General features: G+C 38.3%; 14 protein-coding genes. 8 read left to right on the top strand and 6 right to left on the bottom strand.

Annotated elements, in window-relative coordinates; all coding sequences use genetic code 11:
- Nucleotides 1-2: 2 nt before the first annotated feature.
- Nucleotides 3-3,146: a TonB-dependent receptor gene (locus ON073_RS05350; protein WP_274760832.1), complete on the top strand. Its 3,144-nt coding sequence runs from the start codon at nt 3-5 to the stop codon at nt 3,144-3,146.
- A 294-nt stretch (nt 3,147-3,440) separates the two neighbouring features.
- On the opposite strand, the gene ON073_RS05345 is transcribed toward ON073_RS05350, so the two are convergent.
- Nucleotides 3,441-3,866, bottom strand: a complete 426-nt coding sequence (locus tag ON073_RS05345) for a MarR family winged helix-turn-helix transcriptional regulator (protein ID WP_274760831.1) — start codon at nt 3,864-3,866, stop codon at nt 3,441-3,443.
- A 171-nt stretch (nt 3,867-4,037) separates the two neighbouring features.
- Between ON073_RS05345 and hmgA the strand changes: the two genes are divergently transcribed.
- Nucleotides 4,038-5,333: a homogentisate 1,2-dioxygenase gene (hmgA, locus tag ON073_RS05340; protein ID WP_274760830.1), complete on the top strand. Its 1,296-nt coding sequence runs from the start codon at nt 4,038-4,040 to the stop codon at nt 5,331-5,333.
- A 60-nt stretch (nt 5,334-5,393) separates the two neighbouring features.
- The gene (gene maiA, locus ON073_RS05335) at nt 5,394-6,020 is read left to right on the top strand and encodes a maleylacetoacetate isomerase (RefSeq protein WP_274760829.1); all 627 of its coding nucleotides are present in this window, start codon (nt 5,394-5,396) and stop codon (nt 6,018-6,020) included.
- On the opposite strand, the gene ON073_RS05330 is transcribed toward maiA, so the two are convergent.
- Both ON073_RS05330 and ON073_RS05325 read right to left on the bottom strand, forming a co-directional pair.
- Nucleotides 6,013-6,879 (bottom strand): hypothetical protein, encoded by an 867-nt coding sequence (locus ON073_RS05330; RefSeq protein WP_274760828.1) that lies wholly within the window; start codon nt 6,877-6,879, stop codon nt 6,013-6,015. The genes maiA and ON073_RS05330 overlap by 8 nt on opposite strands.
- Nucleotides 6,880-6,959: 80 nt before the next feature.
- Entirely contained in the window at nt 6,960-8,162 is a 1,203-nt protein-coding gene (locus tag ON073_RS05325) for a BamA/TamA family outer membrane protein (RefSeq protein WP_274760827.1), read from the bottom strand.
- 102 nt (nt 8,163-8,264) lie between these two features.
- Here ON073_RS05325 and ON073_RS05320 point away from each other — a divergent pair, with 102 nt between their 5' ends.
- Complete coding sequence (locus ON073_RS05320; RefSeq protein WP_274760826.1) at nt 8,265-8,558, top strand: DUF1496 domain-containing protein; 294 nt, start codon at nt 8,265-8,267, stop codon at nt 8,556-8,558.
- Nucleotides 8,559-8,600: 42 nt separating this feature from the next.
- Here the strand turns inward: ON073_RS05320 and ON073_RS05315 are convergent, their stop codons facing one another.
- Entirely contained in the window at nt 8,601-9,185 is a 585-nt protein-coding gene (locus ON073_RS05315; RefSeq protein ID WP_274760825.1) for a hypothetical protein, read from the bottom strand.
- Between the two features lie 65 nt (nt 9,186-9,250).
- Here ON073_RS05315 and ON073_RS05310 point away from each other — a divergent pair, with 65 nt between their 5' ends.
- Nucleotides 9,251-10,126, top strand: a complete 876-nt coding sequence (locus ON073_RS05310) for a LysR substrate-binding domain-containing protein (RefSeq protein WP_274760824.1) — start codon at nt 9,251-9,253, stop codon at nt 10,124-10,126.
- Between the two features lie 124 nt (nt 10,127-10,250).
- On the top strand, nt 10,251-11,636 hold the full coding sequence (locus tag ON073_RS05305; protein WP_274760823.1) for an aspartate ammonia-lyase: 1,386 nt from the start codon (nt 10,251-10,253) through the stop codon (nt 11,634-11,636).
- Here ON073_RS05305 and soxR read toward each other — a convergent pair.
- Entirely contained in the window at nt 11,633-12,079 is a 447-nt protein-coding gene (gene soxR / locus ON073_RS05300; protein WP_274760822.1) for a redox-sensitive transcriptional activator SoxR, read from the bottom strand. The two genes, ON073_RS05305 and soxR, sit on opposite strands and share 4 nt — an antisense overlap.
- Before the next feature lie 492 nt (nt 12,080-12,571).
- On the opposite strand from soxR, the gene ON073_RS05295 reads away from it, so the two are divergent.
- Nucleotides 12,572-13,945, top strand: coding sequence for a hypothetical protein (locus ON073_RS05295; RefSeq protein WP_274760821.1), 1,374 nt, complete (start codon nt 12,572-12,574; stop codon nt 13,943-13,945).
- Between the two features lie 127 nt (nt 13,946-14,072).
- Nucleotides 14,073-15,272, top strand: a complete 1,200-nt coding sequence (locus tag ON073_RS05290; protein WP_274760820.1) for an EAL and HDOD domain-containing protein — start codon at nt 14,073-14,075, stop codon at nt 15,270-15,272.
- A 230-nt stretch (nt 15,273-15,502) separates the two neighbouring features.
- Here the strand turns inward: ON073_RS05290 and ON073_RS05285 are convergent, their stop codons facing one another.
- On the bottom strand, nt 15,503-18,076 hold the full coding sequence (locus ON073_RS05285; protein ID WP_274760819.1) for a TonB-dependent receptor plug domain-containing protein: 2,574 nt from the start codon (nt 18,074-18,076) through the stop codon (nt 15,503-15,505).
- Nucleotides 18,077-18,148: the final 72 nt, after the last annotated feature.

The raw sequence follows: 18,148 nt of genomic DNA, 5'->3' as shown, positions 1-18,148 counted from the left end.
TAATGAAAACGCAACTACGCAAAAAAGTATTGCCTCTTGCAATTGCTGCATGTTTAGGCTCTACAGCTGCTTATGCTAACGATACTGCATCATCTGTACGCGGTACTATTGTTGGCCCTAACGGCAACCCAGCTGCTGGTACTGAAATTACTATTATTCACGTACCTTCTGGTTCTGTTAAAAAGGCAACAGTAAATGAATCTGGTCTTTTCAGTGCGAAAGGCCTACGTGTTGGTGGTCCATACCAAATCATCGTTGATTCAAAAGAATTTGAAGATACTATGGTTGAAGATGTATACCTAACACTTGGTAAAGAATACCCAGTAAGCGTTCAGCTTCAGTCAAAATCAGACATCGAGCAAATCGTAGTAACTGGTCGCCCTATCAGCTCTTTCTCTGGTGGTACAGGTCCTGCTGCTAACTTTAGCCTTCGTGATCTTGAAAACCAACCAGCGATTAACCGTGACTTAAAAGACATTGTACAAGCTGATCCTCGTATTTACATCGATGACAGCCGTGGTGACGGTGCGATTCAGTGTGGTGGTGGTAACCCACGTTTTAACAGCTTAACGCTTGATGGCGTTCGTATGAACGATAACTTCGGTCTAAACAGCAATGGTTATCCTACTGTTCGTGCGCCGTTCTCATACGATGCAATCGACCAAGTAGCTGTAGAACTTGCGCCTTTTGACGTAAACTACGGTGGCTTTACATCATGTAACTTCAACGCAGTAACTAAGTCAGGTACTAACGAAGTTCACGGTAAAGTTTTCTTCGATTACACTAACGATTCAATGCAAGGTGATTCAATCGAAGGTGAAGACATCGATACTGGTAACTACTCAGAAAAGCGTTATGGCTTCTCTGTTGGTGCGCCAATCATTAAAGATGAACTTTTTGTATTCGTAGCTTATGAAGAGTTAGAAGGTGCAGAGTTATTTGAATACCCTCGCCTTGGTACAAGCGACGATGACGATGTAACACCATCAGACCTTGATCGTGTACGTCAAATCGCACAAGACGTTTATGGCTATGATGCAGGTTCTACACCAGCAAGCATGCCAGTTGATGACCAGAAATTACTTGTAAAGTTAGACTGGAACATCAATGATGATCACCGTGCAAGTGTTGTTTACAACTACAATGATGGTTTCCGTTTAAGCCAGTCTGATGATTGGGCTGTTACACTTGATAGCCACTTCTATGAGCGTGGTGTTGAGTTCCAGTCAATCGTAGGTTCTGTATACTCAGATTGGACTGACAACTTCTCAACTGAAATGCGTATTGGTAAGTCTGATGTAGATATGCGTCAGCGTTCACTTGATGCTGAAAGCGGTTTTGGTGAAGTTCAAATTCGTAACGGTGGCCAAACAATTTTCTTAGGCCCAGATGATTCTCGTCAATCAAATGACCTAGATTACGATACAACAACGTTCAAACTAGCAGGTACATACTACCTAGACGAGCACGTAATCACAGGTGGTTACGAGTATGAAAATGTTAACGTATTCAACCTATTCATGCAGCACACGCAAGGTGAATTCCGTTTCGATTCAATTGATGATTTTGAAGCTGGTCTTGCTGCACGTGTTTACTACAACAACTCAGCAGGTACGAATAACCCAGACGATGCAGCTGCTGAGTTTGGATTCGCACAGCATACTTTCTACCTACAAGACGAGTATAATTTCTTAGATTATGATCTAAGCGTTACTTTCGGTCTTCGTTATGACATGTACACAAGTAGCGACAAGCCTCGCGAAAACGCGTTATTCACTGAGCTATATGGCTTCAATAACACGAAAAACATGGATGACATTGACTTACTTCAACCACGTTTAGGCTTCAACTGGCAAGCAGCTGATAACATTGAAGTACGTGGTGGTATTGGTCTTTACTCTGGTGGTAACCCGAACGTTTGGGTATCAAACTCATACTCTAATGACGGTGTTGTAAACATCGCGACACAAGAGCGTGGTGTTGATCTATTCAATACACCTATGGTTAACGGTGGTACACCAATCTTTGAAGTGCCTCAAAACCAATATGACCAAGTTGCTAATTCAACAGGTGGTTCAGGTTCTGTGAACGCGATTGATCACAACTTTGAAATTCCTTCAGAGTGGAAATTTGCGCTTGGTGGTACTTACTTCACTGAAGATAACTACATCATCACTGCTGATTTACTTCACACTCAGAAGCAAGACAGTGCAATTATTCGTGATTTAGCACTTACTAAGACTGGCGAAACCACATTTGATGGTCGTCCAATTTACACAAGCACACCGCTTACGGATAGCGAAGGTAATACAGTTCGTCGCTTTAACGAATACTTACTTACTAACGTAGATGGCGATGACGGTGAATCAACAGTATTATCTTTCGCACTTTCGAAAGAGTATGACAATGGCCTAGATTTCACTGTTTCATATGCTTACACGCAATCTGAAGATGTTAACCCAATGACATCATCAGTAGCGGGTTCTAATTTCGGTAACTTAGCAGTAACTGACCCGAATGATCCAAGTCTTGCTACATCAAACTATGAAGTACCTCACCGTTTCACATTCAAGTTAGGTTACAAGCATGAGTTCTTTGACGGTTACCTAACGCGCTTCAACCTATTCGGTCAAGCAAGTGAAGGTCGTCCATACAGCTACACGTACAACCGTAGCGACCGTGAGTTCGGCGACAATAACTGGAATGGTTCACGTCAGTTAATGTATATCCCGTTAGAAAACGATCCTAACGTTGTATACGACATGAGCGCTGAAGAAATCGCTGATATGAACGCATGGATTGAGAAAGAAGGTCTTAAGCGCGGTTCAACTGTAGGTCGTAACGATTTCAATGCCGACTGGTACGTTAAATTTGACGTTAAGATTTCACAAGAAATCCCAGGTCTTATGGACGGTCACAAAGGTAATGTATTCTTCACGATTAAGAACGTAGGTAACTTCCTTAACGATGACTGGGGTGTACTTAAAGAAGGTGCATTCGTAGGTAACCGTATGGTTGATATGTCTTACGACAGCGATAATGACCAGTACATCTATGAAGGTTTCAGCAAAAATGCTGCACAGCAAGATGTTCAGAACTCTGGTTCACTATGGCAAATGCGTGTAGGTGTTAACTACCGTTTCTAATCTAAATATTTAGATACCCCTTGATAGTGAAAGCCCCGCAAATGCGGGGCTTTTTTACTTTTAATACCTATACCAATTCAGTTCAGTAGGTGATCATCCTCGCAAACTAATTTTACTTTTAATACCTATACCAATTCAGTTCAGTAGGTGATCATCCTCGCAAACTAAATTTCATGCTAATTGCACTTTAATTTATCAATGTAGAACAGCTAAATAAGAAAAAACACGCCTTGTTGAAATTCATTTATCCAGTGCTATTCTTAAGCCCGAAAATAAAAGCATTGCTATTAATCGTTAATAACTGTTTTCATCTAATTTTTGTAAAATGGAAAAAAGCATAGTTTGTTCTTCACTTGAAAGGCTTTCAAATAAGTTGTCTTGCCACTTAGCTGCATCGTTTGCTAATTCTCGATAAAGCGAATTACCTTTCTCTGTAAGCGCTAGTTCCGTAGCACGTTTGTCTCTTTCTGCTTGTCTACCAATAATGATATCTCCATCCAACAGCTGTTTCACAGCTCGCGAAGTTGTTGATTTATCAAGCCCAGCTTCAATACAAATTTCTTTTGCTGTTAAGGTACTTTTCTCTGCTAAATGCGCAATTACACGCCACTGTGGTACGGTTAATTGATATTTATCTGAATAGACTTCAGCAAAACTGTTACTTAACTTACTACTGAGTGTGGCTATTCTGTAAGGCAAAAAAGTAGCTAACTTAATCATAAATGTATCTTTTATTTTATCTTTGCTTTGGCACATTAAATTTACATGTATGCCTTTATTAATGGAACTGCTAAATCAAATTACTTTATGGTTTGAGTTTATAATGTATAGCCACTTGCAATTACTCTCACGTGAGACTATATTATTTCAAAATCACAACAGGAGTGACCCATGAATTTCCCAGAATTTGATTATTTAACTGGCTTTGGTAATGAGTTTGAAAGCGAAGCACTTGAAGGTGCGTTACCAATCGGTCAATTTTCACCGCAAAAAGTAAAATATGACTTGTATGCAGAGCAATACAATACAACTGCATTTACAGCACCTCGCGCTGATAACCGCCGTAATTGGTTTTACCGTATCCGTCCTTCTGTTGTGCAAGGTGATTATCAGGCATTAGATAATGGATTACTAAGAACGGCGCCAATTACTGAAGTGCCTACCCCACCAACAATGCTGCGCTGGAACCCTATTGATATTCCAAGTGAAAAGACCGATTTTATCGACGGGTTAATCACCATGGCGGCAAACGGCAGTGCCAATGGTCAAACAGGTATCGGTATTCATGTGTATGTAGCTAATAGCTCAATGGATGGTCGTTATTTTTATAATGCTGATGGCGAATTACTCTTTGTACCACAGCAAGGTGCAATTGTACTTCATACTGAGTGTGGCAAACTTGCTATTAAGCCAGGTGAGATTGCAGTAATCCCTCGCGGCATCAAGTTTTCAGTTGAATTGTTAGATGACAGCGCACGCGGTTATATTTGTGAAAACTATGGTCATCCTTATATTTTGCCAGAACGCGGGCCTGTAGGCGCTAATGGTTATACCAATGAGCGTGATTTCCAATACCCTGTAGCGGCATTTGAAGATAAAGAAGGTGACTTTGAGCTTGTTGCAAAGTTCAATGGTAATTTATTCCGTTGTGATATTGGCCACTCACCGCTTGATGTGGTTGCTTGGACTGGTAATAGCGCGCCATACAAGTATGACTTAGCTCGCTTTAATGTTATGAATACAGTGAGTTTTGATCACCCAGATCCATCTATTTTCACAGTACTTACTTCGCCATCGGGCACTGAAGGTGTTGCCAATGTTGATTTTGTAATCTTCCCACCACGCTGGATGGTTGCTGAAAATACTTTCAGACCACCTTATTATCACCGTAATATTATGAGTGAGTTTATGGGTTTAATTGAGGGTGTGTACGACGCAAAAGAACACGGTTTTGTGCCAGGCGGTATGAGTTTACATAATTGTATGTCACCGCATGGACCTGAGGCAGATGTGTTTGAGAAAGCTTCTAATGCAGAACTTGAACCACAACGTTATGAAAATACACTCGCATTTATGTTTGAATCACGTTACGTTATTTCACCAACAAAATATGCCCTTGAAGGTAAAGAGCGTCAACAAAATTACCTTGATTGTTGGAAAGGCATTAAAAAGTATTTCAATCAATAATTGCTAATTAAAAGAACGGTTAGCCGTTCTTTTTTGTTTGTGCTTAAAGGAATTATCTAAATGAAACTATATACCTATTTTCGTTCATCGGCTGCTTATCGTGTTCGTATCGCACTGAATCTAAAAAATATTAATCATGAAATGGTGCCAGTAAATTTACTGAAAAGTGAACAGCAAAGCGAAGATTACTTACAAGTGAACCCACAAGGCTTATTGCCAGCCCTCGAAACAGAGCATGGCAAACTTGGGCAATCTCTGGCAATTTTAGAATACCTCGATGAACTTTATCCGCAGTCGCCTTTGTTACCAAGTGATGCATGGCAAAAAGCACAGGTGCGCAGTTTTGCCTACGCAGTTGCATGTGATATTCATCCTATTGATAATTTACGTGTACTCAAATACTTAACTGGTGAATTGCAGATTTCTGAAGAACAGAAGACCGAATGGTATTTGCATTGGATACGCATCGGTTTTGAAAAATTAGAGTCTCAAATTGGTGATACCGATTTTTGTTGTGGCAACACACCGAGCCTTGCTGATGTATGTTTAGTGCCGCAAGTTTTCAACGCGCTAAGATTTAACCTCGATATGAGTGAATTCCCAAAAATTAGTGCTATTTATGAGCGATGCAATCAATTACCTGCGTTTATTGAAGCAGCCCCTGAAAACCAAATTGACGCTAATTAAACTGCACTTTGTCTGATGTAATCGTCCGCCACTCTTTTACATCTTCATTAATAAAGCCTGCCTGTCGGTAGGCTTTTTCAATTAATCCACGCTCTTTTAAGATTACTAATCCTTTTTGTAATGCTTCAAAGGTTTGTTTACCCAAAGGGTGCTTTTTAGATACTACAAAGTGACGACTGTCCTCCAATGCAACTTTCACATTTGGAATGGCAAATATTTTATAATCTGGACCTATATAAGAAAAACTATCCTGTTTTTTAAAGGGGGCTAACATGCCATCAACCCAGCCACGACTAACCATTTTGGCCATAACTATCCAGTCAGATTCATGTATTAGCTTTTTAGGTTTTAAACTCTGTAAAGTTAGCCAATCAACATGCCAATCTTTACTTGAAACAATGCTCATATCTCTAATGGTAACAGGCGATTTGCTGTATTTTTCTATGTTACTTTCTGAGGTAAAGATTCCAGCAAAATAATCCCCTTTTTTAATAAGAGGCTCACTAATGTAGAGATTGTCCTGATATTTTTCAGTAGCACTTAACCATAACGAGTCAAAAGAAAGTAAAAGTAGCCCTTCATTCAACAGTTTTAAATTACGAGCATCATAATTGCCATAAAGAAAATTAAATTCGATGTCGGCACCACCAAGTATCAATGCTTGTTGGATTAAGATAAATTCCACCACATCACGCTGCGCATTTTTACCCGAATAATCAGTAATTTCTAAAATAGGCTTTTTTCCAATAATGTCTTTCGCGTAGAAGTAAATGTCCGTTTCAACGGTTATATCAATTACTTTTGCACTCAGTGGAAATACAATAAGAACATAAAGCAAAACACAGAAGCGACTTAACATACCAGTTAATTTTAAAACTAAACAGTTATGTTAAGCCTAGATATGAAAATGTATTAAAACAAATAATGTTAAGGCTATTTTTACCAAGCGGTACCAGCTTGAACATACCAAACAGTTTCTTCAGGCCCAAAGGCCACATCTAACCCCATTTTAAAGCCATATCGTCGTGCAATTAAGTATCTAAAACCAACGCCCTTCGCAATTTGGCTATTGCCCGATTTAATGGAATCCAGAGATGTACCAAAACGACCTAAACCCGTAAACGCAGATATGCTCCAACGGTTATTAATGTCATAGTTTATTTCTGATTCAGTTGAAAACACGTAATCACCTTGGTAACGCCCCATAGGCACGCCACGTAATTTAATTGACGGCAGCGCATAAGGAGGTAGCAAGGTATTCGTATTAGCATGCTCCGCTGACAGCTTTAATGCAAAACGCCAAGAATCATTTAATTGCCAATAATTCAGGCCTTCGGCAAAATATAAGTCATATTCAATATCACTGCCTAAATGCTCATCAAAACGGGTAATATCTAAGCTGTAACGATAGCCTTTATTTGGTGAAAAAAAGTTATCTCGATTATCAAATTCAAACACTAACCCCAAGCCTGAAGTTGTAATGTCAGTACTTAGCATCTTTTTGAGTACTTCTTCTACTGGCCCTTGCCAATTTGGTGGCAGGATATTGCTAAAATCAGGTAATTTAGTAGGTTTAAGTGACGCGCTTGTATAGTTTTGTTTTATTCCTACAAATAACTTAGTGTCAGCTACCCTAAACTTAAGATTTTGTAGTACAGCAATTGCTTGTGTATTAATTTCAAGAGGCCGATTAAAGCTGAAATCTCCAAATCCATAGAAATTTAAATTTACATCACCATAACCAGTAGCGCCAAGATAACGTATATCCCCTTGTTTAAAAAAGCCAAGATGAGCAGCTCCACCAAACCAAGAGTCGTTTCCTGTATAAGCACCACCTAATGCAGAGACACTTGGAGGAAATAAATGCGGAGTTGCACCTTCTGATGTTTTTAACGCAGCAATACGCTTGTTGGCATCTTCTTCTGATTCATGGAAAAAGAGACCGACCATTCCTAGGCCACTATCAAGCGCAGGATCGGTAATTATTATAGGCACAGGTAAAAAACCATAAACATTTTCAGAAAGGTAATTTGAAGCATCAATTTTGCCATCAATTGGGTCAACAAATTGTGCTAATAATTGCTCGGCAAAAAGCGTACAAGAGTTAAGTAGTAATACGCATAAAAAAATAAATCGAAACATAAACATCCTTTTAAAACATGAGCTAACGCTAGCTCAAAAATACCTTTTGTATTTTCTTATGTTATATCAAATAATAAATGAAAGCTTTGAAGGATTTGTTATATGAAAGGTTATTTCACTTTAGTTTTTTGTTTGTTATTTTGTTTTCCCCCCATTTTGGCAAGTGCAAAAGAAACAAAAGCACACGTATTGCTCAACGCTGAAACCTTGCAACATGTTTGTTGGTATCAAGATAAAAAGTATTCTGAAGGTGCAATAATCGAGGTTGGAAGCACCTTGCTAATATGCGCTATAAAAAATAAAAACCAACCAAATAGCCAACTTGGTTGGTTTCAGCTCGATGACAAAGGCAATGTCATGTATCCCAAAAAGCCATCAAAGATTACGGTTAATTAGCGCGATTATTTAAAATTTACAAAATGGATAACACGTTAAATTTTAATGTCGCAAGTGACCTTCATAATAGCTTGTTAAACGGTTATTACTATAAGTCGTCATTGTAATTGTAAAAGCACCCGCGCTGCGTTTAATAACGCGATTAATTAGGTGATAAACCGTACCCGCTCGACTGATTGACCATACACTTAAGTGTGTTGATGAAAGCTGTTCAATCCAAATATCACCCGCAGCATTATTTTGATCAAAGCGTAAAAAACCCTGATCAGCATATACAGTTAAACTCGATAATTTTTGACTGAACTCATCGCTATCTTGTGCCTGGGAATGAGCTCTTAATATGAGTGATTCGTCATTGCTAAACGTGATTTCTAACTGATGTGATTTATATTCTTTATGCGCGCTTTGAGGTTCTTCACCAACGCAATAATAACCACTACTTTTGCCAACCCATGAACGAGATAACTCTTTAAATAGCCGATTTAAACTGGCTTCTTGTGACCGAGTTAATTTGTTATTAGCTGGTTCTGACACAAAATTTGCACTTTTTGGCGGAGATTGAAGGCACTGCTCTGCTTGGCTTGCAAAAGTTATCACTAAAAAAGCTAACGTCATTAAATAGCGCATAGTATTATCCTTTTAAATTATTTGAGCCTTGCTCGCCTTTCGATATAACTAATTTTATACAGCTAATGAACATAGAAACCAAGTGGCTACAAGATTTTCTTATACTAAGTGAAACGCGTAACTTTAGTACAGCAGCACAATTACGTTTTGTCACTCAACCAGCATTCAGTCGACGCATTCAATCTCTTGAAAAAAGCCTAGGTTGTCAGCTCATTGACAGACGTACATCACCATTAACACTGACTGATGAAGGTGAAGCATTTAAGCCAACGGCTCAATCTGTACTTCACTTACTTAATAGCTCTGCAGAAAAGCTGCGTGCAAACAGCTATGCACAAGAACTTCGAATTGCTGCAACACATACGCTTGCCTTAGGTGTATTCCCCAAAATTCTAAAAACATTAAAACGTCAATTACCCAATGTCAGTGCCCAGTTACAAATAGCCGATGCCGATGATTGTACAAAACTACTTAAAAGTAATAATTGTGATTATTTGTTGGCATTCCATGACAATGAATTGCTCGGTAAGGAATATGAGCGTTTTGAATTATTGAATATAAGACTTCTACCAGTAGCACTATCAACCACACTTCCGCAATGGGTTAACAATGAGAAAATGCCTTATCTTGCATATCAATCATCAATATTTTTGGGCAGAACAGTTGATAATGCATTAACAAAGGAAGTGAAAGCCAAACTTGATAAAGTCGCTAGTTCATCAATGGCTGACAGTTTAAAAACCATGGTGCTACAAGGCTTAGGCTTTGCATGGTTACCCGATTATTCGATTGAACACGAATTACGTGATGGGAAACTTACTGTTCTCGAAACTTTCAATGAAATATCTGACTTAAGTATTTGTCTTTATCGCTTACCAACAAATGATCATACAAAGTCCGTCTATTGGCAAGGTATAACGCAAGCACTGGAGTTTGATTGATTTACAATTGCACAGCATCACATTATGCAATTTATGCATAACCATAAACCTTTATTAGCATTAGTCACCGTATTATAACTTAGGTAACCTTGCCCGCACTCTCACCAAGGTAAAAGACATAAAAATGCGTATTGAAAAAGACTTACTCGGCAAAATGACCATCGAAAATGATGTGCTCTATGGCATTCAAACTCAAAGGGCTATAGTTAATTTTCCACTAAGCAGTAAATATTTAAGCCACTACCCGGCGGTTATAAAAGGCCTTGCTTATGTAAAGGCAGCCTGTGCACGTGCAAATAACCAATTAGGTTTATTAAATAACGAAAAAACTAATGCAATTTGTGCATCATGTAGTGATCTCATCAACGATCAATACCATGAGTATTTTCCTGTAGGTATGATCCAAGGTGGTGCAGGTACCTCTTCAAATATGAACGCTAATGAAGTGATCGCTAATCTGGCATTAAAAAAGCTTGGGTATGAACTTGGCGACTATCAACATATTCACCCAAACACTGATGTAAACATGTCGCAGTCCACTAATGATGTTTACCCAACGGCAATTAGACTAAGTGTATTATTAGAACAACCTAAACTACTGTTAGCGCTTGAGAGCTTAACTAATAGCTTAACTCAAAAAGGCAATGAGTTTTCGTCAGTTCTTAAATTAGGGCGCACCCAATTACAAGATGCAGTACCAATGACGCTAGGGCAAGAGTTTCATGGTTTTGCATCAACTTTAAAAGAAGATATAAAGTTAATTAAGCAGTTAGGTTGTTTACTGAATAGCGTTAACCTGGGAGGTACTGCTATTGGTACTGGCATTAATACACATAAAGACTACGCAGACTTAGCAATTAAAGAACTCACTAAGTTGACAAATATACCATTTGAAAAAGCAGAAGATTTAATTGAAGCAAGTTCTGATATGGGTGATTTTGTAATTTATTCTTCAGCACTTAAACGTTTAGCACTTAAATTATCTAAAATTGCTAACGACCTAAGACTTCTTAGCATGGGACCGCGTGCAGGTATTAGTGAAATAAACCTCCCAGCGAAGCAGCCAGGCAGCTCAATTATGCCAGGCAAAATTAATCCTGTGATCCCTGAGGCGGTTAGCCAAGTTGCATATCAAGTGGTAGGTTTGGACTGTGCAATAAGTATGGCCGCTGAAGCAGGCCAATTACAATTAAATGCAATGGAGCCTATGATTGCATTAAACTTAATGGATGCTATTTCATTGTTGACTAATGCATGTGATATGTTTGAACAGCATTGTGTTTCAGGCATAACAGCAAACCAACAAAGATGCACAGATTTACTTGAAAATAGCCTTGCACTTGTCACCGCGCTTAACCCTTTTATAGGCTATGAAGCAGCAACAAATATTGCAAAAGACGCGCTGCTTTCAGGTGCATCAGTTAAAGAACTTGTAATTCAACAAGGCATTTTAAACGAATTAGAACTTACCACTATTTTAAAGCCAGAAAACATGACACAACCAGTTTAAACATCATTTCGTTCTAAAATGACTGCCCCATCACCTTCTTGATTTAGGCAGTCATCTTGATTGTATAAGTGGCATCGCTCAAGCGATAAACAACCGCAGCCAATACAAGCTGTAAGTGAGCTTTTAAGCTTCTCGATATAATTGATTTGTTGCGTTAATCTATCTCGCCAAGCTGTCGCTATATTTTCCCAATCTTTTGTTGTTGGGGTACGTTCATTTGGTAGTTTAGCTAGAATCGCTTTTATTTCGCCGAGGCTGACACCTATTTTTTGGCCAGCCTTAATCAAAGCGATTCGTCTTAACACATCTGCTTTGAACCGCCTTTGATTACCGGCATTACGCCAACTTCTAATAAGGCCTTTTTCTTCGTAAAAATGTAACGTACTTACATTTACACCTGCGCGTTTCGCTATAACACCAACAGATAAATTCGCTTCTGACATAGTTAACCCAATTTTGAACAACTCATGTTTATTGTGAAAAGTGTTTTATCTAATGGCAAGTTATTAATCAAATAGCTTACTTGCACTTTTGAAGTTATTTGCTACGCATAATGCAAAATGATGAGGTTGTTCTGAAATCTATAGCTCATTTTATGAACAAAGTAATTATGAAAGAAAATCAAACATCACGATTTTCATTCAATAACATACTCTATTAATTAAATTTGTAGTACCTAATTAGTAGCCATTAGTTATAAAACATTCATTTACATAAAATTATCGTATATAAAACCACTAACTAGTTCTAAATTCACTAATAAAACACATCACGAGTGTTGATCTTTTCTGGACAAAATTGCTATTGTTACAACATGCCGTTATTTTGCTTTAGATAGAGTGAAAGTCTATAGACTTGAATTGTAAATAATACTTTATCACTAACGGTTTCAGATTTAGTCTCCAAAACTATGTATGCTCTACAAGGATAGAGAAATGACAACAAATTACGCAAAAGTAAAAGAACTGTGCGATGAATTAGTACAAAACGGAAAACCTGTTTCCGTTGAAGTTATTTTACAAGAATGTGAAGGCAGTACTGCAACAATTTTAGCTCATTACCAACGTTGGCGTAGTGAGTCACAAGATACCCGCCAAGCAGCCGCTGATACAGGCTCTCTAAGTGAGGAGTACCTTGCTGCTTTCCATCGTGAAATTAAACGATTTTCTAACACTATTAACCGTGATTTTGAGATCCAACTTGAGCGTGCAATTGAGGCTGAAAAGTTTGCCATTTTAAGCCTTCAAAAAACGGAGCAAATCACTGACGAACTAAGTGAAAAAGTAAAACTTCTTGAAACGCGCCTCGAAGAAGAAACAGCACAATTTAAACAAACTATCGCTGAAGTTGAAGACAACGCAGACGTTGAAATTGCGTCTTTAAAAGAGCATCAAGAAAAACAACTTCAAGAACTTACCGAGTCTAAGAATCAGACAATTGAAGACATGCGTGTTGCCAATGAGAACACCATTGAACAACTAAAAGCAAATAATGCTGCAACAGTTGCAGAGTTAAAAGAGTCTAGTGAACGAACTATTGCTGAGCTTAAACAAACAGGTGAAGCTAAAGTTAGCGAATTAACTGAAACAGTTGCTACACAAGTACAAACTCTCGAAGCTGCTTTACAAGAAAAAGACTCACAGATCCAAAGTCTGTTGCAAGAAAAGAATTCTACGCTTTCACAACTTTCTCAACTAGAACAAACTGCTAATACGCATGCAGCAAAAGCGGAACAACACACATCAGAAGTAGAAGATCTTCGTAAAGCTAAAGAAGCAATTCAAGCGCAGCTCAAACAGGCTGAACAAAATATTGAGATGATGAAAAAGCAAAATCTTGAGCTTTCTCAACATAGTCAAGATCAACAATCTGTTGTTAAAGGTGCTAAGGCCCAAATCGAAGAAATGCAGGCTCAGCTGGTTGAAGCTCAGAAAATAGCATCTAGCTTTGAGTCTGAAAAAGAAAACTTACTTAAACAAATGGATTTCGTTAAGAATAACTCAACAGCAACTATCCAGCGTTTAACTCAGAATTCTGATCAGAACTTATCTAAAATTAGATTGCTAGAAGAAAAACTAGCTAGCGAGCAAAACAATGCATGGCGCTATGAAAATGAAAATGAAAAACTTCTTGAGCAACTTGAGTTTATCAAGCAAAACTCTGCTACTACCGTAGAGCGTCTTACTCGCAGTGCTGAGAAAGCAATGGCGCGTGTGCGAGACTTAGAACGAGAAGTAGACGATGCCAAACTTGAACTAGAGCAAGTTCGCGCACAAAATAATGTAGTGCCATTGCAAGATCAAGCTTAATTCTACTTTAAAGAAGGGTCTTTTGACCCTTTTTTATTATTGCAATTTCGTGATATTCCACTAAATTAATATAAAATAACTTTAATTTATCAATCACTTGAAAATATACACAGCTCGACAAGCAGTATTGAACCATAAGAAAAGACTTGTTGCCTACGAGCTTTTATTCCGTAACAGTCGAGCAAATTCCTTTCCCGAAATAGATCCTGTTATTGCAACATCTAAACTCATTGCTGATAGTCAGTTTATTATTGGATTAAGGCGTCTTACATCCGGTAAAAAAGCACTTATCAAGTTTCACCACCAAGGGATATTACAACAACAGCCTGAGCTTTTACCGAGTAACGACTTTATAGTTGAAGTAATGACTGACTTTATCCCTAACCCTGAGGTGTATGAAGCTTGTCGTAACTTATTTCACAAAAACTATACCCTTGCCTTAGACCCTTATACACCGCATTTTGATTGGCAACCTTATTGTAATTTATGTCGCCTTGTTAAATTTGATATCAGTAGAACACCATTAAATACAGTGATTGCAGACATTCACAAGCTAAAGCAACTTAAAAATATTAAGTTAATGGCGACTAAAATTGAGACACACGAAGACTTTGAGCTAGCTAAAGAACTTGGTTTTGATTATTTTCAAGGTTATTTTCTATGTAAACCTCAGTTAATAGAACAGCCAGATATGGTCAGCCACGCGCAAACTGTTGTACTGCTTTATACTGAGTTAGTAAAAGTAGAACTTAATTACGATCGAATCGCAAACCTCGTCGAACAAGATGCAGCTCTCAGCTACAAATTAATGCGTTTTATTAACTCGGGTTTATTCCCAATTCGTGAAGAAATTAACTCTATCAAGCAAGGTTTAATCTATTTAGGTGAACAGAATGCTAAACGTTTTTTAAATCTTGTTGTAACAGCTCATTTTGCCAAAGACAAACCACATGAGCTTATTCGCATGTCAACCATTCGCGCTAAGTTCTGTGATGTAATAGCGCAGAAAGTTGCGCCAAGTCTTCAAAGTAAATCTTTCTTGGTGGGGTTATTTTCGCTTTTAGATGCAATTTTTGATCGCTCTATGGAAGTTATTTTAAAACAGCTTCCCCTAGGAAAAGACATCAGTGATGCTTTGATTGGGCAAGATAACATTAATCGTAATATTTTAGAGCTTGTTTTAAGTTATGAATCTGGCGAGTGGCAGAAAATTGAAGCACAATGTAATAAATTGAAATTGGACCAAGCAGACTTACCTGCGTTTTATTTTGAGGCAATAAAATGGAGCGATATTCTTTATAATTGCACACAAGAAAGTCCTCTTTAATTAGCCAATTTAAATTGGCAATTTCTGAATTCCCCTGTTTGTTTATCGCTATTAATCATTTTGAATAGCCATTATCATCACTTTGCTTTTATACCTCTAAGTTATTCAATAAAAACGATTTCATTAGTTTTCGGATTACTTTTTTTGCTTGTAAACAATGCTAAATATAACTTTAATTAAAATAAAAAAAGCCCAGATATCTGGGCTTTGCATTGTTATATAACTTCTTTTTAGAATAAGTAACTTAATTTAACGTAGTAGAAACCACCGTTATAATCGTACGGACCACTTTCGTAGTATTGTGCACCAAGAACACCGTAAGAAGATGAAGGTAGCTTCTGTGCTTCTTGGTCGAAAATATTATTAGCACCAATTGCACCTTTAAAACTTTCTGTGAAGAAATAGCTTACTTCAGCATCAAAAGTAAACGCAGAATCTGCAATTTCATTCCAACAACCATCTAAGCAATCATCATCCGCATGCACAGCAAAGTATTCGCCAAAGTAGTTTGCACGAACAAACATGCTAATATCATCCCAATTTTGCGTAATTGTGAATGTTGCACGGTGCTGTGGCATACCTTCTTCTAAACGTTTAACTTTACCGTCACTTGTTGTAGCTGGATTAAACGAATCAACATTAGTTTCATTCCAGTTATACGCTAGGGCAAATTTAGTGGCACCATTTAGTAAATCTGCTGAATAGTTTGCAACTACATCAAGACCTTTAGTCGTTGTGTCAAAGTCATTTGCAAAATACGTTACCGCAGAGATAAGTTCTGGATTTTGTACACCTAGCGATCGCAGTTCTGCATAATCAGATTCAAGTACATCAATCTGGCTAGATTGTGCAATACGGTCAGTTACTTCAATATTGTAGTAATCGACCGTTAAGAAGAAGTCTTCATACTCGTAGACTGTACCAAGCGCATAACTTGTAGACTCTTCAGGTGTTAATTCTTTACCACCATAAAACGCTGATAACGGATCTGTCGGTGGCGCTAAGAAGCTTTGAATTAGCTCACCATTTACTAACGATGTTGCAGTATTTACAACATTTGCTTGACCAACCGTAGGGGCTCTAAAGCCGGTGCTTGTTGAGCCACGAATTTGCCAATCATCAGAAATTGCATATTGTAAGGTTATTTTGTAGTTAGCTGTGTCACCGAAAGTATTGTAGTCTTCATAGCGAAGCGCAGCACCTACAAGCAAGTTATCAGTTAAATATTGTTCAGCATCTACATACGCTGCCCAGTTACGACGAGTATTAGTGCCTTGTGACTCAGGTCCAAACCCTTTAAAGCCGTGAGAACCGATGTTAAAGCCTTGATCTGCATAAGGGCCTGCTTTCCAAGAAGCTTCTTCACCAGAAATAATCTCAAACGATTCTTCTCTAAATTCAAAACCACCAGCAAGGTTTAGCGGTTCATCTAACCCCACTTCAATTGATTTAACTAAATCGAAGTTAAATGTTTTTTCTAATTGGATGTATTTACCTGTATCGAAATCAACTGGCGTTTCTAAACCTAGCGATGGATTCAGTGTATTGTATAAATAGAAGTCTGAAGCGTTTCGACCAACAGAGCCGCTAATATCAAAATAAACTTCATCAAGCCAACCGCCTTTAAACTCCCCTTCAACACCCATAGTTAAAGAAGTATCTACAATATTACCTGCGAACTGCGGTGTATAACCACCAGGGAAAATCATGTTCATTGAAAAACAATTTGGATCAGCAACCATGTCTTTGTATGCTTGTGTTTCTAGCACATTTGGAACATTTGCAGGCACTACCGCACATGTTCTTGGGCCACCATTTGCTTGACCAATATCACCCACTAACAGAGTTTCGCCGCCATCAATCGAATAAACATTGCCACGATTGTGTGGGTTACGATAATAGAAACCACCGATTGCATCACGCTCAGAATAGTTACCGAACATGTAGAATTCTTTATCATTACCTAAATCAAGACCTACATTACCAAAAATAGTTAAATCGTCTTTTATTTCAGGGTTACCCCAAATTTGAGCTGGGTTATTGATATATGAATTTCCAGCTGCTGCTAAACCTGCCGCATCAGGGCGTTGTACTGAGCGACTAGTAGGATCTGCATTCTTTAATGCAAAAGATAAATTAGCAAAACCATCATCAGTAAAAGGTAAACCTACATTGCCTTCGATAGTTGTAGTATCACCATCACCTTCAAAGTACTCACCATATTTTACTGATACACTGCCGCCTTCTGATGCATCTTTCAGTACAAAGTTCATAACGCCCGCAATAGCATCCGAACCGTACTGTGCTGCAGCACCATCACGAAGCACCTCAACTTGTTTTAGTGCGATACTAGGGATCACTGAAACATCCGGTCCTTGTGCACCATCATTCACACCGCCACCTTGGAAAGCAATTACAGATGCACGGTGTCTGCGTTTACCATTTACAAGCACTAAAGTACTGTCAGAAGATAAACCGCGTAGGTTTACTGGGCGAATAAGCGTTGCAGCATCACTAATAGGTTGCTGACGAACATTAAATGAAGGCACTTGACTTACTAGCAGTTCAAGCATATCTGAAGAACCATGCTTTTCTAAGTCATCACCACCAATAATATCAATTGGTACTGGCGAATCACCAATAGAACGTGGTGCTGAACGTGTACCTACAACGGCGATTTTTTCAACATCTTTCTTTTCTTCTGCGGCAGGTGTTTCCTCCGCAGATACAGAATAAGACATTGCTGAAGCGAGAGTTGATGAGCAGGCGAGTAATATTGCCTTGCGTAGCGCGTTAATTTTCATAATTTCCCTAGCATTTGTATAGTTATTTATTGTAAACATGAACTTAACATGTTGTTTACAATAAATAGACTA

The sequence above is a fragment of the Pseudoalteromonas sp. G4 genome, assembly GCF_028875915.1.
Classification (GTDB): Bacteria; Pseudomonadota; Gammaproteobacteria; order Enterobacterales; family Alteromonadaceae; genus Pseudoalteromonas.
Note: the sequence above shows the minus strand (reverse complement) of the source record. Positions and strands in the feature narration are given on the sequence as shown.